Raw genomic sequence first — 26,161 nt, forward strand, 5'->3', positions numbered from 1 at the left:
GTTGACGGCCTCGATGCTGGTCCACGGGGAGAAGCCCGAGGAGTTGCGACCGTTCGGGTTCGGATGCTACGCGGACGGTACGACGTTCGGGGACCGCAACTCCAACTGCCCCTGGGTCTGATCGCGGGATCCGTCGGCAGGTGGCCGCGGTGCCGGGCAGGATCGCACAGGGGATGCCTGTCCTAGGCTCCCGGCCGATGAGCGGTCCCGAGGTCCCAGGCCGGCTGGCCGACGAACTGCGGGACCTGCTGGGTCCCGGCGGCTGGTTGGACCCCGCCGATGCCCCCGGCCTGACCGTCGACTGGCGGGGCACCTACTCGGGCACGCCAGTCCTCGTTGCCCGCCCCGACACAGTCAGCGGCGTTCAGGAGGTCGTGCGGGCCTGTGCCCGGTCCGGGGTCGCCGTGGTCACCCAGGGCGGTCACACGTCGCTGTCCGGTGGTTCGGTCCCGACGAGCGACCGGCCGTCGGTGTTGCTCTCCACGTCGCGCCTGAACCGGATCCTGTCGGTGGATCCGGCCCGGTTCACCATCACCGTCGAGGCCGGTTGCACCATCGAGCAGGTCCAGAAGGCGGCGGCGGCAGTGGATCGGCAACTGGGCATGGACTGGGGGGCCCGGGGCACGGCGACGGTAGGTGGGGCGGTCTCGACCAACGCCGGAGGCCTGAACGTCCTGCGCTACGGGTCGACCCGGGAGAACGTGCTGGGTCTCGCCGCGGTACTGGCCGACGGTCGTGTGTTCGACGGGCTCCGGGCACTGCGCAAGGACAACACCGGCTACGACCTCAAGCAGCTGTTCATCGGCGGGGAGGGAACGATCGGCGTGGTGACGGCGGCGGTGCTGAAGTTGTATCCCCGCCAGGACCACCACCGGTCGCTGTTCGCCGCCATTGGCGACCTGGAGCACCTGAACGAGCTATACGGCCGGGCGTGCGCGATCGACCACGGGGGACTAACCGCCTTCGAGTTGGTTCCCGAGATGGGGGTGGCCGCAGCGGTTGCCGAGATCGGCGTGGCCCGACCAATTCCGACGGCTGCCGACTGGTACCTGCTGGCCCGGTTCAGCGGCAGCGCACCCGTGGACGGCACGGTCACCCGGTTCCTAGGCGAGGCGGTCGAAGCGGGGCTGCTGCTGGACGCGGTCGTGGCCGACACGGCCGCCCAGGAGGAGAACCTGTGGCGAATGCGTGACGAGCTGCCACCGGAGACCCTCATCGACTGCAAGGGGGCCAAGTTCGACGCGGCCGTGCCCATCGACAGGATCGCCGAGTTCCAGCGGGGGACGGAGGCCATCGCCGGAGACCTCTGTGGACCCGACGCCGTCGTCTTCTCGTTCGGGCACCTGGGCGACGGCAACCTCCACGTCTACGTCCTGCCGTCCCTGGATAGGGGTGGACGCCTGGCGCCCGACCTGGTGGCGACGACCACGGCGGCCGTCGACGACCTGATCTGGAGCCTCGGGGGCACCATCAGCGCCGAGCACGGCGTCGGCCAGGACCTCCTGGTCCGGCTGGCCGGCCAGAAGTCCGAGGTCGAGCTGGACCTGATGCGGCGCGTCAAGGCGGCACTCGACCCCGACGACATGTTCAACCCTGGGCGGGGTGCCCACGCCGTCGCGGCCACGTCCGGCCACCCCGAAGAAGGTGGGCGACCATGACCGTCGGACGCGTCCGGCCCGCAGTGGCCGCCATGGCCAGCTACCGACCGGGGAAGTCGGCCGCACAGGCGGAGGACGAGCACGGGATCACAGATGCCATCAAGTTGGCGTCCAACGAGAACCCGTACCAGCCCGTGCCTGCCATCGTGGCGGCGATCGCCGCGGCGGCCGGTGACGTCAACCGGTACGGCGACCACCGGGCGGCCGACCTGCGGTCGGCCATCGCCGACTGGCTGGACGTCGACGTGGATCGGGTCACCGCCGGCTGCGGGTCGGTGGGGCTCCTCCAGCAGCTCCTGCTGGCCTACGTGGATCCGGGCGACGAGGTGGTCTACCCGTGGCCGTCGTTCGAGGCCTATCCCATCGACGTCCAGCTGACCGGCGGGGTGGAGGTGACGGTGCCGCTCGTCGACCACGCCTTCGACCTGGACGCGGTGGCCGCTGCGGTCACTGACAGGACGAAGCTGGTGCTCCTGGCCAACCCCAACAACCCGACCGGCACAGCGGTCCACGTGGACCAGGTCCGCCGTCTGGTCGAGCGGATCCCGGGCGACGTCATCGTCGTGGTCGACGAGGCCTACCGGGAGTTCGTGACCGCGGAGCTCGGCGATCCGATTGCCGACCTGCAACCCGACCACCCGAACGTGGTCGTGCTGCGAACCTTCTCCAAGGCGTTCGGCCTTGCCTCCCTGCGCACCGGCTACGCGGTGGCCGACCCAGAGGTGGTCGTCGAGCTTGACAAGGTGCTCATCGCATTCGCGGTGAACCACCTGGCACAGGTGGCCTCGCTGGCCGCGATCGCGGCCCGTGACGAGGTGCAGGCGGTGGTCGACCGGATCACCGCCGAGCGTGACCGGGTGGTGGCAGCCCTACGGGCCGACGGCTGGGACCTCCCCGACGCACATGCCAACTTCGTGTACCTGCCGCTAGGGCCGAGGACCGACGTCGTCTTCGGTGAGATGGAGAGACGGGGCGTGGTGGTCAGGCCGTTCCCCGCCGTTGGCATGCGGGTCACCATCGGAACTCCGGCTGAGAACGACCGCTTCCTGGCCACGCTCGCCGCCGTGACGACGGCCGGTACGTAGGCTGGCATCCACCAGAAGGAGCCCCCATGAGCAGGCTGCAGTTGGCCATCGATGTCGGCGACCTCGACGAGGCCGTCGACTTCTACTCCAGGATGTTCGGAACCGGGCCGGCCAAGGTGAGGCCCGGCTACGCCAACTTCGCCATCGACGAACCACCGCTGAAGTTGGTTCTGTTCGAGAAGCCCGGCGGTGGCGGCACGATCAACCACCTGGGCGTGGAGGTCGGCACCACCGCCGAGGTGGTGGCCGCCGAGGCCCGATTGGCTGGCGCCGACCTGGAGACCACCGGCATCGAGGACACCGAGTGCTGCTACGCCGAAAAGACCGAAACCTGGCTGGAGGCCCCCGACGACCTCCGGTGGGAGTGGTACGTCAAGACCGCGGATACCGAGCAGTTCGCCAACGTCGTGGTCGGCAGCCATTCCACAGACGAGGCCGACACGACCTGCTGCGGCTGAGGCAACCGCCCGGGCCGCCTACTGGATGGCCCGCAGCGAGCCGCCTTCCACGGGCAGCGCTGCTCCGGTGATCGACCGGGCCGACTCGGAGCAGAGGAAGGCCACGACCCGCCCGAAGTCGTCGGGGTCGCCCAGACGGCGCACCGGCACGCCCGCGGCCACCGCATCCAGGTCGTCGTAGATCTCGGCCAGGCGATCCGTGGCATGAGGGCCGGGTTGGACCGAGTTGACGGTCACCCCGTCTGGGGCCACCTCGGTGGCCATCGTCTTGAGGAAGCCGGTGAGGCCGGCACGGGCCGTGGTCGACGGGATCAGCACCGGGCTGGGCTCGCGCACCGTGGACGAGGTGATGGCCACCACCCTTCCCCAACCGCGTTCCTGCATGGACGGGACGAGTGCCCTGCACATCCGGATCGCCGACAGCAGGTTCAGCTGCAGGGCCAGGGAGTAGGTCTCCAGGTCCGTGGAGGCGAAGCCGCCGGGCGGTGGGCCGCCGGCGTTGGCCACCAGGATGTCGACGTGGCCGAGGGCCCCCGTTACCTCTGTGAGCATGGCGTCGATCGACGTACCGTCGGAGAGGTCCGCCGTGGAGGTAAGCGGGTCGCCGTTCACGGTGGCAACGGCTGCTGCCAGCTTCTCGGCGGAACGCGACACCAGGGCCACCCGGACGCCCTCGACGGCGAGTGCCCGTGCCGTTGCCAGCCCCAGCCCACTCGACGCACCGGTGACCAGCGCTGTCCTCCCCGAGAGTCCCAGGTCCACAGGTCGCTCCTCAGTCCGGTGGTGGGGGCCGACGGTAGTCCGTTCGCGCCGCGGCGTCGCCGTCCTGGCATCCCGGCTGGCAGGCTGTCGGGATGCGAGACACCGAGGGAATGAGCTGGTGGCTGTTCGTGGCCTGCGCGGCCTTCTTCACCGCCGGGTCGATACGGGCCGGTGACACGCTGTTCATCATCGGCTCGTTGCTGTTCCTGACTGCCTGCGTGCTGTTCCTGATCGGGCGTGACCGCCCGCCCCGGACCTAGGCCCCGTTCGTCGCGGTGACCGAACGGACCGGGGGCCGGCTCCTCGTCGACTGCCTGCTGGCCCAGGGGGTCGACACGGCGTTCGGGGTGCCCGGCGAGAGCTACCTGGCGGTGCTGGACGCCTTCCACGACGTGGAGGACCGGCTGCGGTTCGTGACGTGCCGCCAGGAGGGCGGCGCCGCCTACATGGCCGAGGCATGGGGCCGGCTCACGGGCCGGCCCGGGATCTGTTTCGTGACCCGGGGCCCGGGTGCGACCAACGCCTCCATAGGCGTGCACACGGCAGACCAGTGCTCCACCCCCATGATCCTCTTCGTGGGCCAGGTGGGTCGGTCCCACCGTGGCCTGGAGGCATTCCAGGAGATCGAGTACACGTCGTTCTTCGACGACCTGGCCAAGTGGGTTGTAGAGGTGGACGACGCCGACGACCTCCCGAGGGTCGTGGAGACTGCGTTCACCGTGGCCATGTCGGACCGGCCCGGCCCGGTGGTGGTATCGCTCCCCGAGGACATGCTGCGCGACGTGGCGTCCGCCCGGCCCGGGCCGCGTGTCGAGGCGGTCGAACGGGCACCCTCGGCCGACGACGTGGAGGCCGTGCGAGCCGTCCTGGCCGCCGCCGAGAGACCCGTCCTGCTGATCGGCGGCGGAGGGTGGACTACCGGCGGCCGGGCGGCGTTGCGCGACCTCGCCATCCGGTACGACCTGCCGGTGGTGGCGACCTTCCGACGACACGACCTGTTCGACAACAACGATGACCGGTACGTCGGCGAGGCCGGCGTGGGCATGCCGCCCGCAGTACGCCGGACCCTGGTCGAGGCCGACGTGGTGCTGGCCATCGGCGCCAGGTTCGGCGAGATCACCACCGACGTGTACACCCTCTTCGGGACGGACGGGTCGTCCAGCGACCAACGGATCGTCCACGTTCACGCTTCGGCCTACGAGTTCGGCAAGGTGGTCAGGGCCGAGGTGACGGTCCACGCCGGCCCCAACGCCGCCTGCCGCACCCTGGCCGACGTCGAGGTGGCGGTAGCCGACCGTTGGACCGACTGGAGGGCCAACCGCCGGACCGCCTTCCTCGAGACCCTCGAGTGCCCGCCGCAGTTGGGCGAACTGGACATGGGCGAGGTGTCGGCGTGGCTGCGCGACCGCCTGCCGGCCGACGTCGTGGTCACCAACGGTGCGGGCAACTACTCGGTGTGGCCCAACAAGTTCCTGCTCTACGGCGAGGATGCCCGGCTCCTGGCCTCGCAGAACGGGACGATGGGCTATGGGATGCCGGCCGCCGTGGCCGCCAAGGTCGCCGATCCCTCCAGGACCGTCATCTGCTTCACCGGCGACGGCGACCTCCAGACGAACCTGCCGGAATTGGGCACCGCTCTCCAGGCTGACGCCAGGCCCATCATCCTGGCGATCGACAACTCCTCGTGGGGCACCATCCGTATGCACCAGGAACTGCACCACCCCGGACGGGTCTCGGCCACCGACCTCGTCAACCCGGACTTCGTGGCCATTGCCGGGGCCTACGGCATGCACGCCGAGCGGGTCACCCGGACCGAGGGGTTCGCTCCGGCCTTCGAGCGGGCTATGGCTTCGCCCACCGGCGCCCTGCTGCACCTGATCACGGCCACCGACCAGCTGAACCCCCGACTGACGGTGGAGGCGGCCCGCCGGTCCGGACAGGCCGCCGGTCAGGTCGACCCTCCGGCTTGACCAGCCCGGCGGCGGCGGTCCACGCCGGGCGCCCGTCGACCCACGTCCCGATGACCGACACGTCCGGGAGTCGGTCGGTGGCGACCTCGAACGGGTCGGCGTCCAGGATCGCCAGGTCGGCGAGGCGTCCAGCCGACAGTGATCCCACGTCGTCGCGGCGCAGGGCGTGGGCCCCACCCCGGGTGTAGCCCTCGAATGCCTGCCGGCGGGTGATCCGGCACGCCTCGCCCAGGACCCGTCCCGCCGAGGTGGTCCGCGTCTCGGCGGCCCAGCAGGCCATCGGCACGTCCGGAGTGGTCACAGGGGCATCAGATGAGAGCACGACCGGGAGGCCGGCGTCTGCCATCAGACCCGATGGGTACATCCGGTCGGCCAGGTCCGGGTGGTCTCGGCGGACCCCCTCGCCGAAGAGGTGGACCTGGGTGGGTTGTGGTACCGGGACGACGCCGAGGCGCCGCATGGCCACCAGCTGGTCGTCGGTGGGGAAGCCGCAGTGTTCGATTCGGTGGCGGAGCCCTGGCCGTGGAGGCAGCCGGTCCAGCGCGTCCAGCACCAGCTGGATGGCGTCCGGTCCCTGGGCGTGGGTGGCGGTCTGGAGGCCGGTCGCCGCCGAGGCAGCCAGCAGGTCCTCGAGCCGGCCCGCCTGGTGGTACAGGTAGCCGTGCGTGGCCCCGCAGCCACACGGCAGGTAGGCGGTGCCACCGGTCAGCGCCCCGTCGGCGTAGTGCTTGACGCCGCCGAAGGCCAGCAGGTCGTCGCCCAGGCGGGAGTCCAACCCGAGGCGCCGTAGGGCGTCCACGTGGCTGGAGAGCACGTACATGGTGACGCGCAGCTGGAGGCGACCGTCGTCACGAGCGGCCAGGAAGGTCCGCATCTCGCGTTCTGTGACCTGGCAGTCGCCGACCGACGTGATCCCGGCGGCGAGGAACTCTTCCTGGGCCACGTCCAGCATCCGCGCCAGGTCGTCGGGATGGTCCGGGACGTGGAGGTTCGGTCCGTGGCTGCCGACCTTCACCCCGTCGACGCCGGTAAGGAGGTCGCAGGCGGCATCGAAGACCCGTCCGGTCGGCCTCCCGGCGGTGTCGCGGTCGATCAGGCCTCCCGTGGGGGTCTCGGTGTCGACCGTGATCCCGGCCGCGGCGAGGCCGTGGGTGTTGACCGAGAACCCATGGCCGCTGACGTGCATGACGGTGACCGTCCGGTCGTCGGCCACCCGGTCCAGCTCGGCTGCCGTCGGGTGGCGGCCCTCGGCGAGCCTGTGGTGGTCGTAGCCGAAGCCCCGGATCGGACCCGGCCGACCATCCGTCCGGGCGTGCTCGCCCAGCAGCTTCACCACCTCGTCCACGCTCGAGGCCATGGACAGGTCGGCCCAGCTCCTGCACTGGCCGTGCATGAGGGGGTGGGTGTGTGCATCGACGAACCCGGGCATCAGGCACCCACCGTCGAGGTCAACGAGGTCGGCGTCGCCCATGCAGCGGGCCTCGGCGAGGCTCCCGACGTGGGTGATCCGACGACCGTCCAGACGGATCGCCTCGACGGCGCCGGCGGCGTCGACGGCCATCGGATGGACTGGCCCACCGGTGAGGATCACCCCACCAGGCGTCATCCGGCGTCCCCGTCCCGACCATGCGGGCGGCCGCGACGGGCCGCCAGCGCCACGGCGATGTGACCGGCGGTGGCTGCATTGTGGCGCGCCAGGGCCACGTTGGCATCCAGGCTCCGGCCGTCGGTGGCCTCCGCGACGTGGGCGAGCAGGAACGGGGTGACCTCGCGTCCCCGTATCCCGTGGGCGGTAGCGGCGGCGAGGCCGGACTCGATTGCTGCGGCGATCAGGTCGCGATCCACCACGTGCCCGACGGGGATCGGGTTGGCCACCACGACACCGGTGGTGAGGCCGCAACCCCAGTGGGCTTCCAGGATGGCGGCGGTCTGCGCCGGGTCGTCGGATCTGGTACTCACCGCCACGTCGGTTCCCCAGGTCCAGAACTCCGGGACCACGTCGGTGCCCTGTCCGACGACGGGCACCCCGAGCGTCTCCAGGGCCTCGACGGTGCGGGCCACATCCAGCACGGCCTTGGGGCCGCTGCAGACCACGGCCACCGGGATGGTTCCGAGTGCCGTCAGGTCGGCCGACACGTCGTGGTCGTCGCCGCGGTGCACGCCACCGATCCCGCCGGTGGCGAAGACCGGGATGCCGGCGAGGGCCGCCGCGTGCATGGTGGCGGCAACCGTCGTGGCACCCAGTCCACCACCGGCAACCACGGCGCCGAGGTCGCGGAGGCTCACCTTGGCCACCCCGTCCGCCAGGCCCAGCCTCTCCACCTCGTCGGCGGCCAGGCCGACCCGGATCGCTCCGTCGATCACGGCGACCGTGGCCGGGACCGCCCCGGCGTCTCTGACCTCCCGTACGCATGCCATCGCCGTCTGGACGTTGCCGGGAGGGGGCATCCCGTGGCTGATGATCGTGGACTCCAGGGCCACGACCGCCCGCCCGTCGGCCAGAGCCCCTGACACCTCATCGGCGACCACCAGCCTCCGATCCATACTGATTCCGTCCACCATCGTCACAGTGTTGCCGCTGGATGGAGCCGATTTGGCGGTCGGGACATCTGACGGCGGTCGGGGCCGGGAGGTACCGCCGGTAGAATCGACGGGTCCACACCTGCGGGAGGCACCCTGGTGGCAAGTACCTCTAAGTCCAGCACGGCGGCGGCAATCGGAATCGTGAAGTCGGTAGAGATCGATGACCGTGGCTCGGTCCTGAGCTTCGGCGACTCGTCCACCACGGCGACGCTCGTGGTCGATGCCAGGCCCAACATCAGCGGTGCCGAGCGTCGCCTGAAGGCCTTCCACGACGTGTACTCGGTGGTCGTGAGGGCCGATGCCGACGACATCTCGGCCGAGCTCTACGGCGTCAACCACAACGGCGAGGTGAACCGGCCGGTGCCGGTGGCCGACGCCCTCGGACTCTGGGAGTTGGGCGTGCCGATACGCGTGGAGCGGTCCGTCGCCTGAACCCGGTCAGCCGCCCTTGGCAGCCCGGAAGCGTGCCGGTGTCTCCCCGATGAGGCGTCCGAACTGACGGGTCAGGTTCGCCTGGTCCGAGAACCCGCACTCGGCGGCGATCTCGGCTATGGGCCTGTCGGTGTCGACCAGCAGGCCGGCTGCACGGTCCACGCGGGTCCGCAGCACGTACTGCGTCGCGGTCAGGCCGAACACCTTCTTCATCCGCCTCTCCAGCTGGCCCTCCGAGCAGCCGGCAGCTGCGGCCAGGTCGGCCACCTTCAGGGCTTCGCCACTATGCGCCTGCACCAGCTCCACCACCCGTGTCAGCGACTCGACGGCGATGCCCTCGTCGCTGGGCGTCTCGAGGTCGCGGCTGACGCTGACCAGGCCGACCACCTCGCCGTTACGTACCACCGGCAACTTGGTGGTCAGGTACCAGCCGGTGGAACCGTCGGGCCGTCGGATCAGCTCCAGCTCGTCGCGTAGAGCCTCGCCCTCGGCGAACACCTGGCGGTCCTGCTCCTCGTAGCGCTCGGCCAGCGGCCCCGGAAAGAGGTCCACGGCCCTGGCGCCCACCACGTCCCGCCGGTCGGTTCGGCCCGACCGTCGGACGAAGGCGTGGTTGACGGCCACGTACCGGTCGTCTGGGCCCTTCCAGCAGAACATGACGTTTGGGAGGGCGTCGAACAGGTCGAGCAGTTCCGGTGGACAGCCGGGGGCCGCCGATCCGTCTGGCGCCGGGTCCGCCGTCGATTTGTCCGATACCGGGGTCATCTGCGCGCGGATCGTACAAGACCCGGACCGGTCCGATCCCGACGATGTAGGCATGGCCATGACCGATGCTGCGCGCCGCGCCTCCGATGCCGACGAACCCGTCCCCGGAACCACTGACCCGGCCGCTGACAGGGCACTCGGCCACGTCGACCCGGAGGCCCTTGCCGAGGACGCCGTGGCGGTCGTCGCCCGCTGGCTGACAGAGTCCCACTCGGCCGAGACGCCCGCCGAACGACGGTCGGCCGACCGCATGCGGGGGATCATCGCCGACCCGGAGGGCATCGGGTTCACCATGCGGTTCGTCGACCGGGTGGCCCGTCACCGCCATGATCGCCTGGCGGCCGACCAGCTGGTTCGCCTGGTCACCGACCGGGACCTGCCGGGGTTCCTGGGTCGGTTCGACCGCCTCATGCTGCAGGTCGGGGCCCGTCTCGCGCCCGTGCTGCCCCGCCTCGTCATGCCGGTGGCGCGACGACGGCTCCGCCAACTGGTCGGCCACATGGTCGTGGATGCCGCACCTGGTCCTGTTCACGACCACCTGGCCCGGCGGAGGGGCGAGGGCTATTCGATGAACGTCAACCTCCTGGGCGAAGCCGTCCTGGGCGAGGGTGAGGCTGCCCGCCGCTTCGAACGCACCCTGGCGCTGATCGAGGATTCGGCGGTCGACTACGTCTCCGTGAAGGTGTCGGCCATCGCCAGCCAACTCAACATGTGGGCGTTCGACCACACCCTGGAGCGCGTCAAGGACCGGCTCCGGATCCTGTACCAGCGGGCGGCCGTGGCGCCTACCGACACCGGTCGGACCACCTTCGTCAACCTCGACATGGAGGAGCACCGGGACCTGGAGATCACCATCCGGGCGTTCATGGAACTGCTCGACGAGCCCGACCTGCGGGACATGGATGCCGGCATCGTGCTGCAGGCCTACCTGCCGGAGGCGTTCGGGGCCCTGCAGCGAATCACGGCGTGGGCCGGTGCCCGCTCCGCTTCCGGCGGCGGCGAGGTGAAGGTCCGGCTGGTCAAGGGCGCCAACCTGGCCATGGAGAAGGTGGAGGCGGCGATTCACGGCTGGGTACAGGCGCCTTACGGCACCAAGGCCGAAGTCGACGCCAACTACAAGCGGTGCGTGGACTGGGCGCTGCGACCCGTCCACGCCCGGGCCGTCCGCATCGGGCTGGCCAGCCACAACCTGTTCGACGTGGCGTGGGCCCACCTGCTGGCCGAGGCCCGGGGCGTGGCCGACAGGGTGGAGTTCGAGATGCTCCAGGGCATGGCGCCATCCCAGGCCCGCACGGTCCGGGCCGACGCAGACGGCCTCCTCCTGTACACGCCGATCGTGGGACGGGACGACTTCGACGTGGCCGTCAGCTACCTCTTCCGTCGGCTGGAGGAGAACAGTTCCAAGGAGAACTTCCTCCACCACCTGTTCACGTTGCGTCCGGGCACGGCGGACTTCGAGGAGCAGGCCGGGTGCTTCCGCGTAGCGGTGGCCGATCGTTGGAACGTCGCCGACCTGCCCCGCCGGGAGGCCGAGGTGCCACCGTCGGGCGGTGGCACCTTCCGGAACCAGCCCGATGACGATCCGACGCTTCCCGCCACCCGCCGGCGACTGGCCGTCCTGGCCGCCCGCCCGTTCGAACCGGTCAGCACTCCGGTGACGACGACGGTCGACGGTATTGACGCCGAGGTGGCGACAGCCCGTGCCGCGCAGGTCGACTGGGCTGCCAGACCGGCCGTCGAGCGACGGGACGTGCTGCGTCGGGTGGCCGACGAGCTCGTGGCCCGACACGACGACTTGCTGCTGGCCATGGTGCACGAGGCGACCAAGACGGTGGCCGAGGCGGACCCGGAGATCAGCGAGGCGGTCGACTTCGCCCGCTGGTACGCCGAGCGGGCCGCGGAGCTGGAACGGATCGACGGCGCGGAGTTCACGCCGTTGGGCGTGGTGGCCGTGATCCCTCCGTGGAACTTCCCGGTGGCCATCCCGGCCGGTGGGACGCTGGCGGCCCTGGCAGCCGGCAACGCCGTGGTGTTCAAGCCGGCGCCCGAGACGCCCCGCTGCGCCGAGGTGGTGGCCGAGGCCTGCTGGGCGGCCGGCGTTCCGACCGAGGTGCTGCGGTTCGTACGTACCCACGACGACGAGGTGGGCCGTCGGCTGGTGACCACCGTCGACGGGGTGATCCTGACCGGGTCCCACGAGACGGCGGACCTGTTCCGGTGCTGGGACCCGAACCTGCGCCTGTTCGCCGAGACCAGCGGCAAGAACGCCCTGATCGTCACCCCCCAGGCCGACCTGGACCTGGCGGCTGACGACCTTGTGCGCTCGGCGTTCGGCCACCAGGGCCAGAAGTGCTCGGCGGCCAGCCTGGGGATCCTCGTCGGAACGGTGGCGACCGACGAACGGTTCCTCCGCCAGGTGGTTGACGCGGCGGCCTCGCTCCATGTCGGTCCCACCACCGATCCGGCCACCATGTTCGGTCCCCTGGTGGCGCCGGCCTCCGGCAAGCTGCTGGATGCCCTGACCGTGCTCGCCCCGGGCGAGGAGTGGCTGCTCGAACCCCGCTGCCTCGACGACGAGGGCCGCACCTGGACGCCCGGGATCAAGGCGGGTGTCCGGCCCGGTTCGCAGTTCCACCGGACCGAGTACTTCGGACCGGTGCTGGGCCTGATGGCGACCGACACCCTGGAGGAGGCCATAGACGTCCAGAACGCCGTGGACTACGGGTTGACGGGGGGCATCCACTCGTTGGATCCGGTGGAGGTGGATGCCTGGCTGGAGCGGGTCGAGGTGGGCAACGCCTACGTGAACCGTGCCATCACGGGTGCCATCGTGCAGCGTCAGCCGTTCGGAGGCTGGAAGAGGTCGTCGGTCGGGGTGGGGGCCAAGGCCGGCGGGCCCGACTACCTACTGCAGCTCGGCACCTGGACGCCGACCAGGGACCTCTCCGAGGTGGATCCGACCGAGTTGGCGATCGCCGACGACGGGTGGTGGGAGGGTCGATACGGCATCCCGCAGGATCCGGCGGGCCTCTTCTGCGAGGCGAACGTGCTGCGCTACCTGCCGTTCCCCGACCTGATCGTACGGGTCGGACCCGGAGCGACGCAGGCCGAGGTGGACCGGGTGCTGGCAGCGGCGACCCGGTGCGGGGTGGCGCCCCGGATCAGCCGGGCCACCGACGACGACGACGCCACGTTCGCCGGCACCTTGACGGCCCACAGGTTCGGCCGGATCCGGGCCGTGGGCTTCGTATCGGAGACGATCCGACGGGCGGCCATCGCCGCCGAGGTGGAGCTAGTTGACGAGTCGGTCACGGCCAGCGGTCGTCTTGAGCTCCGCCACCACCTCCGCGAACAGGCCATCAGCCGGACCCTGCACCGCTTCGGCAACCTGATAGGGGTTCGGGGCACCGATTCCATCAATTGATCGCCAGAATCCAACGGAGGCCATACTGAGCGCATGCGACGTCCTCCCCTTCGGATCCTGGATCTGGTCGGCAGCCCGGAGGCCCGGGGCCACGCCCACGGCGCGGCGTTCGCCGACGAGATCCGTACCTACACCGACGAGCGGGTCCGTCTCGCCGGATCGGAGTTCTGGACCGGAGGGCGGATCGGCCGGGGCGACGTCCTGGATATCGCCCGGTCCTGTCTCCCGGCCCACGAGGCCCACTCGGCTGATCTCTACGCCGAATTGTGCGGCATCGCTGAGGGCGCCGGGATCACCCCCGAGGAGGCCGTGGTGGTCGGGGGCTTCACCGACTTCGTCGACACGGTGCGCTCCGTGGTCGGCGGACGGCACCCCGACGAGGTCGTCGAGGATGACTGCACGGCGTTCATCGTCCCCGACCACCGTTGCGACGGGCAGGGCTTTTATGGCCAGACCTGGGACATGCACGACACCGCCACAGAGCACGTCGTGCTGCTCCGGATCCACCCTGGCGGCGGACCGGCCGCCCTGGTGTTCACCACCACGGGCTGCGTCGGCCAGTTGGGCATGAACGAGGCCGGCGTTTGCGTGGGGATCAACAACCTCGTGGCCATCGACGGTTGTCCGGGCGTGATGTGGACCTCGGTGGTGCGCGATGCCCTCCTCTGCGACTCGGCCGCCGCCGCCCGCGACGCCATCCTCGACGCCGACCTTGCCGGGGCCCACAGCTTCCTGGTCTTCGACGCCAGCGGGGACGGCCACATGGTCGAGGCCTTCCCCTCGTCCCGTCCGATCGCCAGCCTCGACGCCGACGCCCTCGTCCACACAAACCACGCCCTTTGGGAGGAGGCCATCGCCGTGGAGGCGCCCAAGCACGGTGATCTGAAGGACAGCTCGACCCGGCGCAGGGCCCGGGCACTCGAGCTGCTGGACCGCGACGGAATCGGCGTGGACGACCTGATGGCGGTGACCCGCGATGGCGGGGCCATCTGCCAGACCTCCCGGGAGCCGTTCCACATCGAATCCAGCGGGGCGGCGATCATGCGCCCCCGCACGCTGGACTTCTGGGCGGTATGGGGCCTGCCCAGCCACAACGAGTACGTCCACGTTCCGTTCGCCGCCTGATCCGATGCCCGAGATCACCTATGCACCGATCCAGGTCCGTTGGGCAACGGAGTTGGCTGCCATCGAGCGGGCTGCCTTCCCGACAGCGGGGATCGCCGACCTTATGGTCGAGGCGGACATCATCGCCCTCTGCGAGAAGTTCCCAGACGGCGGGTTCGTGGCCCTGGACGGCGACACCCCGGTCGGCATGGGAGTGGGGATCCTCATCGACTTCGACTTCGACGAGCCGAACCACTCGCTGGACGACCTCACCGGCGAGAACTCGTGCGGCAACCATTCCGACGACGCCGACTGGTACTACGGCGTCACCATCGCCGTCGACTCGAACTACCGGCGCCTGGGGATCGGCCACCAGCTGTATATCCGCCGCAAGGACGTCGTCCGCCGCCTCGGCAAGAAGGGCATCGTGGCCGGCGGAGTCATTCCCGGGTACAAGGACCACATCGACGACATGACGGCAGACGAGTACGTCGGCCGAGTGCGGGCCGGCGAGCTGTACGACCCGACGCTGAGCTTCCAGCTGGAGAACGGGTTCGAGGCCGTCGGCGCCATCCCGGACTACATGGACGATCCGGCCGTGGGTAACAACGCCGTTCTCATCGTCTGGCGCAACCCCGACCTGGTCGATACCTGACCCCGACCCGTGGGAACGGTCGGCAACCCCCGCCTAGGCTCTGCGACGACGACGACCGACCGGAGGCTGACCCGTGACATGGGTCGACGGCCTGCTCATCGACATCGACGGGGTGCTGTCCGTCTCGTGGGAGGCGATCGACGGCGCGCCCGGGGCACTTGCCGAACTCCGTGATCGGGGCCTGCCGCTGCGGTTCGCCACGAACACCACCACGCGGACCCGCGCCCAGGTGGCCGACCTGCTGACGTCCGCCGGCATGGTCGTGGGCGCCGACGAGATCCTGACCGCGCCGGTCGCGACGGCGGCCCACCTCCGGCGTCACCATCCGGGGGCCCGATGCTTTGTCCTCAACTCCGGCGACCTGTCCGAGGACCTGGAGGGAATCGATGTGGTCCGGGGCGACGTGGACGACGGACCGGTCGACGTCGTGGTCGTCGGCGGTGCCGGCCTCAACTTCACCCACACGCAGCTGAATCGGGCCTTCCGGCACCTGCTCGACGGAGCCGCCTTCGTGGCCATGCACCGGAACCTCTACTGGCGCACCGCGGCGGGAATGGAGTTGGACACCGGCGCCTACGTGGCGGCACTGGAGGAGTCCTCGGGGCTCACGCCGGTGGTCTTGGGCAAGCCCTCGCCCGAGTTCTTCGTCGCCTGCCTGGCCGAACTCGGCCTGGCGGCCGATCGGGTGGCCATGGTCGGCGACGACGTGGAGAACGACGTGGCGGCCGCCCAGCGGTGCGGCCTGCGCGGCGTGCTCGTCCGGACCGGCAAGTTCAGGTCCGAGGCACTGGATCGGGCCTCGGCGACGCCGGAGCACGTGGTCGACTCGTTCGCCGACGTTCCGTCCCTGCTCGACGGCTGATCGGGTTCCGGTAGTCCGGTCAGGCGTCGTCGGCCAGCGAGGCGGGGATCGACAGCCGGGTCATGCGGCCGCCGTCGACGGCCACCACCTGTCCGGTCACGAAGCCGGCGTCGGTCGAGGCCAGCCAGAGGGCGGTGGCGGCGATGTCTGTCGGGTCGCCGATCCGGCCCATCGGGTGGAGGGAGGCCAGTTCGGCGATCGCCATCTCCCGGTTCGGGTGCCTGTCCACGTAGCCGCGGTTCAGCTCGGTGTCGATCCACCCCGGGGCGATGGCATTGACCCGGACGCCCACGGGGCCGAGGTCCACGGCCAGCGCCCGGGTGAGGCCGTGGACGCCTGCCTTGGACGTCGCGTAGGCGGCGTGCAGGGCGTTGGCGGCCAGCCCCTCGATCGAGCCGATGTTGATTATCGACGGACCGTCCCGTCCCTCCATCAGGGGCAGCAGGTGCTTGACCATCAGGAATGGGCCCCGCAGGTTGACCGCCATCGTGAGGTCCCAGTCTGCGACCGTCTCGTCGGTGATCGACCGGGTGTCCATGATCCCGGCGTTGTTGACCAGCACGTCCACGCCGCCGTGCCCGGCCTGCACGGACTCGGCGAACTCCAGGACCGAGGTCTCGTCGGTGACGTCCAGGGGCACCCACTCGCGGTGTCCGGCGACGTCGAGGCCCGCCCCCACGTCGCCCGGGTCTGTGAGGTCGCCGATCACGACCGTGGCGCCCTCGGCGGCGAGTCGGTCAACGATGGCCCGGCCGATCCCCCGTGCACCACCGGTCACCACGACGATCCGATCGGCCATCCGCCCCGGTGCGTCCTGTCCGCTCATGCTGCCGTGTACCCCCCGTCGATGCTGAGGTTCGCTCCGTTGACGTGACGGGACCGGTCGTCGGCCAGGAAGGCCACCACCTCGGCAACCTCCTCGCCGGCCGGTATGCGGCCCTCGGGGATGGTCGTCAGGTTGGCAGCCCGTACCTCGTCTACGGTGTCGCTCCGCTCCGAGTAGAGCATGTGGGTGTCCACGGCGCCCGGGCAGACGGCGTTGATGCGGATGCCCTCGTGGGCATGGTCCAGCGCCATGGCACGGGTGAGGTTGGTGACTGCGCCCTTGGAGGCGCAGTAGGCCGCCAGCCCGGCCGCACCGACCAGGCCGTTGGTGGAGCTGATGTTGACGATGGACCCACCGCCGGCCGCCCGGATGGCCGGTAGGGCCGCCCGGCTGGTCCTGAACAGGCCGTCCAGGTTGGTGGACATGACCCGGTGCCACTCGGCGTCCGACGTGCCCTCGGCGTCGGCCCGGGTGATCACCCCGGCGGCGTTGACCAGCACGTCGAGGCGACCGAAGGCGTCCAGGGCGGCGGCCACGGCGGCGTCGCCGTAGCCGGGATCGGCCACGTCGCCCAGCGCGGTGGTGGCCGTACCACCGGCGGCGGTGATGTCGTCAACCACGGCGCCGGCCCGCTCGACGTCGCGTCCGCCGACCAGGACTGCGAAGCCGTCGGCCGCCAGTCGGATGGCACAGGCCCTTCCTATGCCCGAGGTGGCGCCGGTGACCAGGGCGACCCGCCCGCCCGGCGTCGATCCGGTGACCGGGGCTTCCCGCTGCGTGTCGGCATGTGTCATTTCGATGCTCCCTCCGGGCCCTGAGGCGGCCCTACATCTCCCGACCGGACTGTCGGCGCAGGCGGCGGGCGTACAGGTTGACCCCCCATCCGAGGAGCGGGTCGGGGACGTTCCGGTTCGGCCTTCCCCTGGCAAGCATGGCGTCGAGCAGGTCCGAGCCCTCGCCCCAGGCCATCTCGGCGATCAGCTTCCCGCAAATCGCTCCCCGGCTCAGCCCCGTGCCGTTGTGCACCAGGGCCCCGTGTATCCCGTCGGCCAGGCGACCGAAGACCGGCTCGCCGTTGCGGGCCATGGACAGCGCGCCGCCCCACGAATAGTCGAAGGGCACGTGTGCCAGGTCAGGGAACCGGCGTTCGAAGGCCACCCGGTGGGCCTGGGCGGCCCGACGCCGGTAGCGGCCTCCGGCCATCGAGTGGCGGCTGTAGCTGTAGACGTTGCGGACCAGGATGCGACCGTCGACAAGGCGTCTGACCGTCGTACCCGACGGTGCCGCCGGGATCACGCCCCAGGTGCGGTCGCCACCGATCGACGCCGACTCCTCGTCGGTCAGGGGCCGTGTCATCGACCCCCAGGTGACGACCGGGATGAGGTGGTGGGCGTAGAACCCGAATCCGGCGGCAAAGCCGTTGTTGGCCAGCACGAGCTCCGGCGTGCGGATGGTGCCGCCGTCGGTGTGCAGTTCGTGGGGCGGGCCCTCGTCCAGCCACGTCACCGGGGTCTCCTCGTGGACGGTGACGTTTGTCGGCAGGAAGGCGGCAAGGCCCCTGCAGAGCGCTGCCGGCTGGAGCAGGACGGTTCCCGGCGTGTGCAGCGCCCGGTGGTAGTAGTCAATCCCCAGGCGGTCCACGGTGGCGTCCCGGTCGAGCAGCTCGTGGTCCTCGCCGATGAGGTCCAGGCTGGCGGCGAAGCGGTCCAGGTCCCGAGCACCCTGGTCGGTACAGGCAGCATGCGTCTTGCCCGCCCAGGTCCAGTCGCAGTCGATGCCGTGGGCCTTCACCGCTTCGGCGAGGTAGGCCTGCCCGGCACGGTTCAGGGCGATCTGCTGCCTCTCGTACGCGGCCGAGTCGGCGAATCCCTCTGAGCGGATGTTGTGGGCGTGGTCGATGGCGAAGCCCGACGACCGTCCGGCGGCGCTGTTGCCGATCCGGCCGGCCTCGACGAGGAGCACCCGCGCTCCGGGGCGCAGCTCGGCCAGCCTGCGAGCGGCGGCCAGGCCCGTGAACCCGGCGCCGACCACCACGACATCGGCCTCCGTGGGGCCGATCAGCGGCGCAGCCGGCGGCACCTCGGGCAGCGTCTCGAACCAGCCGTTGTTCCGGTCGTAGCGGGGTAGGAGGGTGACGGCACCCATGGCGGCGTCCTTCGTCCGATCAGCGTGCCGCTGTCAGGACAGGTCCATCCAGATGGTCTTCAGCTCGGTGTACTGCTCGTGGGCGGCGATCGACTTGTCCCGGCCACCGAAGCCCGACTGCTTGAAGCCACCGAATGGCGTGGTGATGTCGCCCTCGCCGTAGCAGTTGACGGCCACCGTGCCGGCCCGGATGGCCCGGGAGGCCAGGTGGGCCGTCCGCAGGTCGGTGGTGTGGATGGTGGCAGCCAGCCCGTAGTCGGTGTCGTTGGCGAGGCGTACGGCCTCCTCCGGGCTGTCGAAGGTGGTCACCGCCAGCACAGGTCCGAAGACCTCCTCGCGAGCCAGGCGGCTGGAAGGGTCGACGTCGGTGAACACGGTGGGTTCGACGAACCATCCGCCGCTCTCCTCGCGTACCCGGTTGCCTCCGATGGCACACGTCGAGCCGGCCGAACGCGCGTCCGCTATGTGGCCCAGCACCTTGTCCATGTGGGCCTCCTCGATCATGGCCCCGACGGTCGTCTCGAAAACCAGGGGGTCGCCCACCACCCAGTCGCGGCTGCGTTCGGCAATGCGCTCCATGAGGTCGTCTTCGACCGAGCGCTGCACGATGAGCCGGGAGTTGGCGCTGCAGTTCTGGCCGCCGTTCCAGAAGATGCCCTCGCAGATGCTTGTCGCGGCGGCATCCAGGTCATCGGCATCGGCCATGACGATCACCGGGCTCTTGCCACCGCATTCCAGCAGCACCTCCTTGAGGTTGGAATCGGCCGAGTAGCGGAGGAAGTGGCGACCCACCTCGGTGGAGCCGGTGAAGGCGACGCAGTCCACGTCCGGGTGCAGGCCTATGGCCGCGCCGGCCGTCTCGCCGAAGCCGGGGACCACGTTCAGCACGCCGTCGGGGACCCCGGCCTCAACGGCCAGCTCGGCGATCCGGATGGTCGACATGGACGTCTGCTCGGCCGGCTTGACGACACACGTGTTGCCGGCGGCCAGGATGGGGCCGATCTTCCAGCCAGCCATCATCAGCGGGTAGTTCCACGGCAGCACGGCTCCGACCACGCCGACGGGCTCCCGTACCACCATGCCGACCTTGCCGGGGCCCGACGGCGAGAGCTGATCGTAGAGCTTGTCGCAGGCCTCGGCGTGCCAGCGCAGCGTCATGACCAGGTCCGGGACGTCGATGCCCGAGCAGTCGCTGATCGGCTTGCCGGCCTCCAGCGTCTCGATGATGGCGAGCTCGTCGGTGTGGGCCTCGACCAGGCTGGCGAACCGCAGCAGGAGTCGCTTGCGGTCGGCCGGAGCCATGCGGCCCCACGGTCCCTCCTCGAAGGCGGTACGGGCTGCGGTGACCGCCCGGTCGACGTCGACGGCGTCGCACTCGGCTACCTGGGCCAGCTCGCGACCGGTGGCAGGGTCCAGGGTGGCGAAGGTCTTCCCGCTGGCGGCATCCACGCTGCGACCGCCGATGACGGCCCGGGTCGGCGGTCGCACGGAGGCGGCCAGGGCCGCCGGATCGGCGAGGTCGGTGGTCATGGGGTGCTCCTCTTCGAGTTGGTCCTGCCGACTCCGGCCCGGTCCGTCATGCGGACCAGCCAGTCCCGTTCGTCATCCCATTCCCGGAAGACCAGGCGGTCCCGGTCAACCCGGTTCGTGGGCAGCGTGGACAGGGCGGCAGTCAGGGCCACGCGACCCTGTCGGGTCATGGGCATCACCGGTCGGCGGCACGGGCCGATGGGCCGACCGACCATGTTGGCGGCGGTCTTGACCGCAGCGTTGTACTCGGCACCCACGGCGTTGTCCCAGAAGAACAGGTTGGCCGGGAGCATCCGGGACCAGAGCTCGAGTGCCTCGGCGTGACGGCCGGCGGTGAGGTGGTCGTAGAGGGCCACGCATTCGTGCGGCATGACGTTGGCCGCCCCCCAGATCCAGCCGGCGGCGCCGGCCATCAGGGCGTACGGGGCGAGAGGGTCGGCGCCGGCCAGGACGTGGCCACCGATCCCCAGCAACTGCTGGATGCGGATCAGGTCACCGGTCGAGTCCTTGATGTAGTCGATGTTCTCCATGGCGATGAGCTTCCGGTACAGGTCCGGGGTTATGTCGAAGCCGGACTGTGCCGGGATGTTGTAGAGCACGATCGGGGCGTCGATGGCCCGGGCCAGCTTCTCGTAGTGGTACATGACGCCCCGCTCGAACGGGCCCTCGAAGTACGGTGGGAGGACCATCACGGCGCTGGCCCCCATGTCGATGGCCGCCCGTGAATTCCCAATGGCATCCACGGTGGTGATTGCCGACGTCTGGCAGATAACCGGGATACGACCGGCCACCTGGTCGATACCGACCTCGAAGATGCGCTGCTTCTCGTCCGTCGACAGGAAGGCGAATTCCCCGGTACCGGCGGCCAGCACCAGGCCGTGGACGCCGGCTTCGATCAGGCTCTCGACATGGTCGCGGATGCGACCCTCGTCGATCGACTCACCGGAGTCGTCGAACGGGCTGCTCATGGCGGCGCAGACGCCGTGGAGCAGCGGGAGTTCAGGGGCGGTTCCGTTCGTGGTCGTCATCTCGTGCTCCTCGGGGTCCTCGATCGGCCGGTTCGGTCTCAGGTGACCAGGTCGGGCAGCTCGGCGTCACGTCGGGCCACGTACTCGTCGAGTTCGTCGCGTACGTCGTCGTCCAGGGCGGGTTCCTCGTACTCGTCGAGCATCTCACGGCACCGCGCCGTGGCCCGGTCCTCCGCGCTCCGCGCACCGTCGGCCAGCCACTGCTCGTAGTTGTCGCTGTTCATCATCTCGGGCATCGAGAAGGCGGTCTGGAAGTTGGCCAGCGTGTGGTTGGTGCCGAGGTGGTGTCCACCAGGTGGTACTTCGCGCATCGTGTCCAGCACCTCGTCCAGGTCGTCGAACGACACCCCACTGCCCAGGCGGTACATCATCTCCAGCTGCTCGCTGTCCAGTACCCACTTGGCGTACGACTGGCACATGGCACTCTCGAGGTAGCCGGTGGTCGACAGCACGAAGTTGGTTCCGGCCATCAGCACGCCGTACATGTTGCGTGCCGCCTCGTAGCCGGCCTGAGCGTCGACCATCTTCGAGCTCGTGCACGAGCCGCTGCAGCGCGACGGCAGCCGGTAGTGGCGAGCCATCTGCGCGGTCAGCAGGTTCATGTGGCAGATCTCAGGCGTACCGGCCTGGGGGGCTCCCGTCCGCATGGACACCGTGGACAACCACTGGCCGTAGAGCGCCGGCACCCCGGTCCTGACGAGTTGGGAGAACGCCACACCGGTTAGTGCCTCAATGTTGACCTGGATGACCGCTCCGACCGTGGAGGCCGGAGTGGAGGCACCACCCAGCACGAACGGGCTGAACAGGGTTGCCTGGTTGGCCCCGGCGAACACCCTGACGCTGTCCAACATGGTCTTGTCCCACACCAGGGGGGTGTTGGCGTTGGCCAGGCAGGTCATGACGGTGGTCTCCAGCACGAACTCCTGGCCGAACACGATCCCGGCCATGTACAGGCTGTCCTCGGCCCGCTCCATTGAGGTGACTGCGCCCATGAACGGCTTCGAGGAGTACTTCAGCAGGCTCTCGGTCATGTATAGGTGCCGCTTCGGAACGGGCACGTCCATCGGCTCGCAGACCACCCCGCCCGACATGTGCAGTGCCGGCGACAGGTGGTTGAGCCTGGTGAAGTTGCGGAAGTCCTCGAGGCTGCCCGGGCGTCGGACGCCGTCCAGGCCCAGGACGTAGGGGGCTCCGTAGGACGGGGTGAAGATCGTCTTCCCGTCGCCGACCGTGACGCTGTGGGCGGGATCGCGGGCCACCATCGTGTACGACGAGGGGGCGGTGCCCACGAGGGCCATCAGGTGCTCGCGGTCGATGCGCACGGTGGCGCCGTCGACACGGGCTCCCGCCGCCTTCCACATGGCCAGGGCGTCATCACACCGGAACTCGACGCCAACCTCCTCGATGACGTCCATCGAGGCGTCGTGGATGGTCCGGACCTGGTCCTCGGTGAGCAGGTCCACCCAGGGGATCTTCCTCTCCAGCTCGGGCAGCCAGGTGCGGACCCGGGTACGGCGCTGCGCGGCCCGGGCGTTGCGACCGCGGCGGACCCTGCCCGAAGCCTGGTCGACCCTCGTTTCCGTCATCGGTCTCTCTGGCGGGCTCGCACCGTCGGATGCTTGCCATGATCGGTCGTGAAAGCAAGGGGGGCCGCTGCATTGCCGTGTTCCGCCGTCGCTGCGAGACTCCCGCCCGTGCCGGAGAGCCCTGACGACCAGCAGCGCGCCGACAGGGGTGCGCTCGGCCACCTCCGGATTGCCGACTTCAGCCGGGTGCTGGCGGGGCCGGTGGCCACGATGGTGCTCGGCGACCTGGGGGCCGACGTGGTCAAGGTCGAGCAGCCGGGCGTGGGCGACGAGACCCGCACCTGGGGGCCACCCTGGTGGGGTGAGGGCGATGCGGCGACCAGCACCTACTACCTGGGCCTGAATCGCAACAAGCGCAGCATCGCCCTGGACCTCAGGGATGCCGACGACCTGGCGGTGGCCCGGCAGATCGCTCTCGGCGCCGACGTCGTGGTCGACAACTTCCGGGTGGGGACCATGGCCCGGTTCGGCCTCGACAGGGAGTCGCTGGTCGCCGGACGGCCCGACCTGGTCACCTGTTCCATAACCGGCTTCGGCAGCACCGGCGAGGGTGCCCGCCTGGCCGGCTACGACTTCCTGGTCCAGGCCATGAGCGGGGTGATGTCCATCACCGGCGAGGCCGACGGAGAACCGACCAAGATCGGCTCAGCCATGGTCGACAACCTGACAGGCCTCTACGCGGTAATCGCAATCCTGGCCGCTATCGAGGAGCGCCGCCAGACCGGCCGCGGCCAGCACGTCGAGGTCTCGCTCATGAGCGCCGGGCTGGCAGGCCTGCTGAACGTGGGCTCCGGCCACGTGGTGGCCGACACCGATCCCGCCAGGCAGGGAAACCGCCACCCGTCGATCGTCCCCTACCAGCCGTACCGGACCGCCGACAGCGTGCTGGCCATCGCCGCGGCCAGCCCCGCCCTGTGGGAGAAGTTCTGTGTCCTGTTGGGCCGCGACGGCTGGCTGGCCGATGACCGCTTCGTCGACAACGGTTCCCGGATACTCCATGCGGACGAGTTGGAGGCCGAGGTCGAGGCCGTCCTGGCCACGGACTCCACGGATGCGTGGCTGGAGCGCTTGCGGGTCGCCGGGATCCCGGCCGGACGGATCAACACCGTGCGCGGCGCCTTCCTGGAAGCTGCCGAGTTGGGCCTGGATCCGGTCGACGTGCTGGACGACGGAGCGGGGGAGTTCCGGTCGGTACGGTCGCCCATCCGCATGTCGGCCACGCCCCCGACGGTCCGACGACGACCACCCACCAACGACCAGCACGGTGTCGAGGTCCGTGCCGAACTGGACTCCTGACAGGCCCGTCGTCCCTGCCGTCGGAGACCGGGACGATCGGGCTACGGCTCGATTACGTTCCAGAAGAGCGGGAAGTCGTTCAGGTTCCCGAAGAGGTCCAGTACCCGCCCGGTGTCGCCCGTGATGGTGGCCGATCCGGCATCCACCACCTCTGCGAACGGGGTGCCGCGGGCGATCATGTCCTCGAGCGACGCCCGGTCCCCGGTGACCGTGGCGTCCGGCGAGGCGTGGACCCGGCCCGGGAGCGAGTGCAGCGTTCCGTTGGAGAGCTCTACCCGGACGGTGTCGGCGACGTCGGGGAGGACCCAGTCGATCGCCAGGTGGCCCAGTGGCACTACGGCAGGACCGTCGAGGCGGACGGCCAGGAAGTCGAAGATCTGCTGGAGGCTCATGCCCCGGAGCACCTCCTCCTTGGGGCGCTGGATGGCTGGGACGTCGATGGGCCCGTTCCGGAGTTCCTGGGCGCCGGTCAGGTAGATGTCGCGCCACGGGCCGGACTCGGCCCGGTAGCCCAGCTGTTCGAAGGCATCGGCTTGGAGCAGGCGGGCCTCTTCGCACGTCGGGTCGGCGAACACGGCGTGGCGGAGCACCTCGGCCACCCAGCGGTGGTCGCCGGCCTCGTACGAGGCCCGGGCCTTTTCCAGGAGGCTGTCCATCCCACCCATGAAGCCGAGGTAGCGCTTCCCAGCCTCGACCGGCTCGTAGGGGTCGAGGCTGGACGGGTGCCCGTCGTAGAAGCCGAGGTACCGCTGGTACACGGCCCGGACGTTGTGGCTGACAGTGCCGTAGTAGCCGTGGCAGAGGTAGTCGTCCCAGAGGCCGGGTGGCAGGTCGATGGAGGCCGATATCTCGTTCGGCGTCAGGCCCCTGTTGGCCAACCGCATGGCCTCGTCGTGGAGCCAGCGGTAGAGGTCCCGTTGGCGGGTGAGGTAGCCGTGGACCGCCTCGGCGCCCCAGTGGGGCCAGCCGTGGCTGGCGAACACCACGTCGGTGACGTCGCCCCAGCGGTCCATGGCCTCGTCGATGTAGCGGCTCCACATGAGGGCGTCGCGCACCAGCGCGCCGCGCAGGGTGAGCACGTTGTGCATGGTGCCGGTGCAGTTCTCGGCCATGCAAAGGGCACGGTGGTCCGGGAAGTAGAAGTGCATCTCGGCCGGCGCCTCGGACTCCGGGGTGAGCTGGAACTCGATCCGGACGCCGTCCAGCACCAGCTCCTGTCCGGTCTCGGTGATCTCGATGGTCGGGGGTACCAGGGCCGAGGAGCCGGTGGGTACCCCCTTGCCCAGGCCCTGGTCGACGTGGCCCTGCTCGTCGGCCGGCAGGAGCATTCCGAATTGGTAGGTGGCCCGGCGACCCATGGCCGGGGCGGCGACCACGTTCTCGGCGACCGCCTCGTGGAGGAAGCCTTCCGGGGCCACCACCGGTACCTCGCCGGCGTCTACGCGGGCCCGGTCGACCACGCCCAGGATGCCGCCGTAGTGGTCGACGTGGGAGTGGGTGTAGATGACAGCGGTGACCGGCCGCTCGCCGAGGTGCTCGGTGACCAGCTCGTAGGCCGCCGTGGCCGTCTCGGTGGTGGTCAACGGGTCGATGACCACCCACCCCTCGTCCCCCCGGATGAACGTGACGCTGGAGGTGTCGAAGCCCCGCACCTGGTAGAAGCCGTCGAGGACCTCGTATAGGCCGTGCTGGGCGTTGAAGCCTGCCTGGCGCCACAGCGACGGGTTGACGGTGTCGGGGCAGGGGCCGTGCACGAAGTCAGACGCCGAGAGGTCCCAGGTGACGGGCTGCCAGGGGTTGGGGACCAACTTCTGGATGACCGGTTCGGTTCTCGTGGCGATGAAGCCCCGGGCCACGTTGGCGGCGTCGGTGCCGTCGTCGGGTGGCAGGGTCGCTGCGAAGGCAGCGATGTCGGCCCGGGCGTGCCCGCTGGCCGGCTTGCGGGCGCGTGGCTCGTCGGTCATCGGAGCTCCTCGTGGCCGGGGTGGGCGT

At 70.1% G+C, this 26,161-nt stretch carries 22 protein-coding genes; 11 read left to right on the top strand and 11 right to left on the bottom strand.

Annotated elements, in window-relative coordinates:
• Positions 1-197 precede the first annotated feature (197 nt).
• Genes MK177_04195 through MK177_04205 form a run of 3 tightly spaced genes read left to right on the top strand, consistent with a single transcriptional unit; the run spans position 198 to position 3,201 of the window.
• Positions 198-1,658 carry an FAD-binding oxidoreductase gene (locus MK177_04195; protein ID MCH2426515.1) on the top strand — a complete coding sequence of 487 codons (1,461 nt, stop codon included), beginning with the start codon at positions 198-200 and terminating at the stop codon, positions 1,656-1,658.
• The gene (gene hisC, locus MK177_04200) at positions 1,655-2,743 is read left to right on the top strand and encodes a histidinol-phosphate transaminase (protein MCH2426516.1); all 1,089 of its coding nucleotides are present in this window, start codon (positions 1,655-1,657) and stop codon (positions 2,741-2,743) included. Before MK177_04195 ends, hisC begins: the two co-directional genes overlap by 4 nt.
• A gap of 26 nt (positions 2,744-2,769) precedes the next feature.
• Positions 2,770-3,201 carry a VOC family protein gene (locus MK177_04205; GenBank protein ID MCH2426517.1) on the top strand — a complete coding sequence of 144 codons (432 nt, stop codon included), beginning with the start codon at positions 2,770-2,772 and terminating at the stop codon, positions 3,199-3,201.
• A gap of 18 nt (positions 3,202-3,219) precedes the next feature.
• On the opposite strand, the gene MK177_04210 is transcribed toward MK177_04205, so the two are convergent.
• A complete protein-coding gene (locus MK177_04210; protein MCH2426518.1) occupies positions 3,220-3,963 on the bottom strand; it encodes an SDR family oxidoreductase in 744 nt (247 codons plus the stop codon).
• A 92-nt stretch (positions 3,964-4,055) separates the two neighbouring features.
• On the opposite strand from MK177_04210, the gene MK177_04215 reads away from it, so the two are divergent.
• Both MK177_04215 and MK177_04220 read left to right on the top strand, forming a co-directional pair.
• A complete protein-coding gene (locus tag MK177_04215; protein MCH2426519.1) occupies positions 4,056-4,223 on the top strand; it encodes a hypothetical protein in 168 nt (55 codons plus the stop codon).
• Positions 4,224-4,238: 15 nt separating this feature from the next.
• On the top strand, positions 4,239-5,933 hold the full coding sequence (locus MK177_04220) for a thiamine pyrophosphate-dependent enzyme (protein ID MCH2426520.1): 1,695 nt from the start codon (positions 4,239-4,241) through the stop codon (positions 5,931-5,933).
• On the opposite strand, the gene MK177_04225 is transcribed toward MK177_04220, so the two are convergent.
• Together MK177_04225 and MK177_04230 are read right to left on the bottom strand one after the other, a co-directional pair.
• Positions 5,842-7,539, bottom strand: a complete 1,698-nt coding sequence (locus MK177_04225; protein ID MCH2426521.1) for an amidohydrolase — start codon at positions 7,537-7,539, stop codon at positions 5,842-5,844. The two genes, MK177_04220 and MK177_04225, sit on opposite strands and share 92 nt — an antisense overlap.
• On the bottom strand, positions 7,536-8,477 hold the full coding sequence (locus tag MK177_04230; GenBank protein MCH2426522.1) for a pseudouridine-5'-phosphate glycosidase: 942 nt from the start codon (positions 8,475-8,477) through the stop codon (positions 7,536-7,538). The genes MK177_04225 and MK177_04230 overlap by 4 nt, the downstream gene beginning before the upstream one ends.
• Before the next feature lie 135 nt (positions 8,478-8,612).
• Between MK177_04230 and MK177_04235 the strand changes: the two genes are divergently transcribed.
• Positions 8,613-8,948 (top strand): hypothetical protein, encoded by a 336-nt coding sequence (locus MK177_04235; protein MCH2426523.1) that lies wholly within the window; start codon positions 8,613-8,615, stop codon positions 8,946-8,948.
• A 6-nt stretch (positions 8,949-8,954) separates the two neighbouring features.
• Here the strand turns inward: MK177_04235 and MK177_04240 are convergent, their stop codons facing one another.
• Positions 8,955-9,713, bottom strand: coding sequence for an AraC family transcriptional regulator (locus MK177_04240; GenBank protein ID MCH2426524.1), 759 nt, complete (start codon positions 9,711-9,713; stop codon positions 8,955-8,957).
• A 52-nt stretch (positions 9,714-9,765) separates the two neighbouring features.
• Between MK177_04240 and MK177_04245 the strand changes: the two genes are divergently transcribed.
• The 4 genes from MK177_04245 to MK177_04260 all read left to right on the top strand — a co-directional run bounded on the left by MK177_04245 (position 9,766) and on the right by MK177_04260 (position 15,758).
• Positions 9,766-13,137 (top strand): bifunctional proline dehydrogenase/L-glutamate gamma-semialdehyde dehydrogenase, encoded by a 3,372-nt coding sequence (locus MK177_04245; GenBank protein MCH2426525.1) that lies wholly within the window; start codon positions 9,766-9,768, stop codon positions 13,135-13,137.
• Positions 13,138-13,170: 33 nt separating this feature from the next.
• Positions 13,171-14,262 (top strand): C45 family peptidase, encoded by a 1,092-nt coding sequence (locus MK177_04250; protein ID MCH2426526.1) that lies wholly within the window; start codon positions 13,171-13,173, stop codon positions 14,260-14,262.
• Positions 14,263-14,266: 4 nt separating this feature from the next.
• Positions 14,267-14,896 carry a GNAT family N-acetyltransferase gene (locus MK177_04255; protein ID MCH2426527.1) on the top strand — a complete coding sequence of 210 codons (630 nt, stop codon included), beginning with the start codon at positions 14,267-14,269 and terminating at the stop codon, positions 14,894-14,896.
• 73 nt (positions 14,897-14,969) lie between these two features.
• Complete coding sequence (locus MK177_04260) at positions 14,970-15,758, top strand: TIGR01458 family HAD-type hydrolase (GenBank protein MCH2426528.1); 789 nt, start codon at positions 14,970-14,972, stop codon at positions 15,756-15,758.
• A gap of 19 nt (positions 15,759-15,777) precedes the next feature.
• Here MK177_04260 and MK177_04265 read toward each other — a convergent pair whose 3' ends face one another.
• From MK177_04265 to MK177_04290, 6 genes are read right to left on the bottom strand one after another with little or no spacing between them, the layout of a single operon-like run.
• A complete protein-coding gene (locus tag MK177_04265) occupies positions 15,778-16,584 on the bottom strand; it encodes an SDR family oxidoreductase (protein ID MCH2426529.1) in 807 nt (268 codons plus the stop codon).
• A complete protein-coding gene (locus MK177_04270; protein MCH2426530.1) occupies positions 16,581-17,378 on the bottom strand; it encodes an SDR family oxidoreductase in 798 nt (265 codons plus the stop codon). The genes MK177_04265 and MK177_04270 overlap by 4 nt, the downstream gene beginning before the upstream one ends.
• A gap of 31 nt (positions 17,379-17,409) precedes the next feature.
• Entirely contained in the window at positions 17,410-18,729 is a 1,320-nt protein-coding gene (locus MK177_04275) for an FAD-binding oxidoreductase (protein MCH2426531.1), read from the bottom strand.
• A gap of 33 nt (positions 18,730-18,762) precedes the next feature.
• Positions 18,763-20,259 carry an aldehyde dehydrogenase gene (locus MK177_04280; GenBank protein ID MCH2426532.1) on the bottom strand — a complete coding sequence of 499 codons (1,497 nt, stop codon included), beginning with the start codon at positions 20,257-20,259 and terminating at the stop codon, positions 18,763-18,765.
• On the bottom strand, positions 20,256-21,287 hold the full coding sequence (locus MK177_04285) for a dihydrodipicolinate synthase family protein (protein MCH2426533.1): 1,032 nt from the start codon (positions 21,285-21,287) through the stop codon (positions 20,256-20,258). The genes MK177_04280 and MK177_04285 overlap by 4 nt, the downstream gene beginning before the upstream one ends.
• Positions 21,288-21,325: 38 nt before the next feature.
• Entirely contained in the window at positions 21,326-22,873 is a 1,548-nt protein-coding gene (locus tag MK177_04290; GenBank protein MCH2426534.1) for a trimethylamine methyltransferase family protein, read from the bottom strand.
• A gap of 108 nt (positions 22,874-22,981) precedes the next feature.
• Here MK177_04290 and MK177_04295 point away from each other — a divergent pair, with 108 nt between their 5' ends.
• Positions 22,982-24,169, top strand: a complete 1,188-nt coding sequence (locus MK177_04295) for a CoA transferase (protein ID MCH2426535.1) — start codon at positions 22,982-22,984, stop codon at positions 24,167-24,169.
• 41 nt (positions 24,170-24,210) lie between these two features.
• Here MK177_04295 and MK177_04300 read toward each other — a convergent pair whose 3' ends face one another.
• Positions 24,211-26,133, bottom strand: coding sequence for an MBL fold metallo-hydrolase (locus MK177_04300; GenBank protein MCH2426536.1), 1,923 nt, complete (start codon positions 26,131-26,133; stop codon positions 24,211-24,213).
• Between the last annotated feature and the right edge of the window lie 28 nt (positions 26,134-26,161).

Source organism: Acidimicrobiales bacterium (assembly GCA_022452145.1).
Lineage (GTDB): Bacteria > Actinomycetota > Acidimicrobiia > Acidimicrobiales > MedAcidi-G1 > UBA9410.

What these genes read in the sequence shown, in the direction of transcription:
- MK177_04300 (MCH2426536.1), bottom strand. Translation starts at nt 26,133, where the DNA reads ATGACCGACGAGCCACGCGCCCGCAAGCCGGCCAGCGGGCACGCCCGG.
- MK177_04255 (MCH2426527.1), top strand. Translation starts at nt 14,267, where the DNA reads ATGCCCGAGATCACCTATGCACCGATCCAGGTCCGTTGGGCAACGGAG.
- hisC (MCH2426516.1), top strand. Translation starts at nt 1,655, where the DNA reads ATGACCGTCGGACGCGTCCGGCCCGCAGTGGCCGCCATGGCCAGCTAC.
- MK177_04285 (MCH2426533.1), bottom strand. Translation starts at nt 21,287, where the DNA reads ATGACGACCACGAACGGAACCGCCCCTGAACTCCCGCTGCTCCACGGC.
- MK177_04280 (MCH2426532.1), bottom strand. Translation starts at nt 20,259, where the DNA reads ATGACCACCGACCTCGCCGATCCGGCGGCCCTGGCCGCCTCCGTGCGA.
- MK177_04230 (MCH2426522.1), bottom strand. Translation starts at nt 8,477, where the DNA reads ATGGATCGGAGGCTGGTGGTCGCCGATGAGGTGTCAGGGGCTCTGGCC.
- MK177_04195 (MCH2426515.1), top strand. Translation starts at nt 198, where the DNA reads ATGAGCGGTCCCGAGGTCCCAGGCCGGCTGGCCGACGAACTGCGGGAC.
- MK177_04265 (MCH2426529.1), bottom strand. Translation starts at nt 16,584, where the DNA reads ATGAGCGGACAGGACGCACCGGGGCGGATGGCCGATCGGATCGTCGTG.
- MK177_04240 (MCH2426524.1), bottom strand. Translation starts at nt 9,713, where the DNA reads ATGACCCCGGTATCGGACAAATCGACGGCGGACCCGGCGCCAGACGGA.
- MK177_04250 (MCH2426526.1), top strand. Translation starts at nt 13,171, where the DNA reads ATGCGACGTCCTCCCCTTCGGATCCTGGATCTGGTCGGCAGCCCGGAG.
- MK177_04275 (MCH2426531.1), bottom strand. Translation starts at nt 18,729, where the DNA reads ATGGGTGCCGTCACCCTCCTACCCCGCTACGACCGGAACAACGGCTGG.
- MK177_04290 (MCH2426534.1), bottom strand. Translation starts at nt 22,873, where the DNA reads ATGACGGAAACGAGGGTCGACCAGGCTTCGGGCAGGGTCCGCCGCGGT.
- MK177_04225 (MCH2426521.1), bottom strand. Translation starts at nt 7,539, where the DNA reads ATGACGCCTGGTGGGGTGATCCTCACCGGTGGGCCAGTCCATCCGATG.
- MK177_04215 (MCH2426519.1), top strand. Translation starts at nt 4,056, where the DNA reads ATGCGAGACACCGAGGGAATGAGCTGGTGGCTGTTCGTGGCCTGCGCG.
- MK177_04205 (MCH2426517.1), top strand. Translation starts at nt 2,770, where the DNA reads ATGAGCAGGCTGCAGTTGGCCATCGATGTCGGCGACCTCGACGAGGCC.
- MK177_04245 (MCH2426525.1), top strand. Translation starts at nt 9,766, where the DNA reads ATGGCCATGACCGATGCTGCGCGCCGCGCCTCCGATGCCGACGAACCC.
- MK177_04270 (MCH2426530.1), bottom strand. Translation starts at nt 17,378, where the DNA reads ATGACACATGCCGACACGCAGCGGGAAGCCCCGGTCACCGGATCGACG.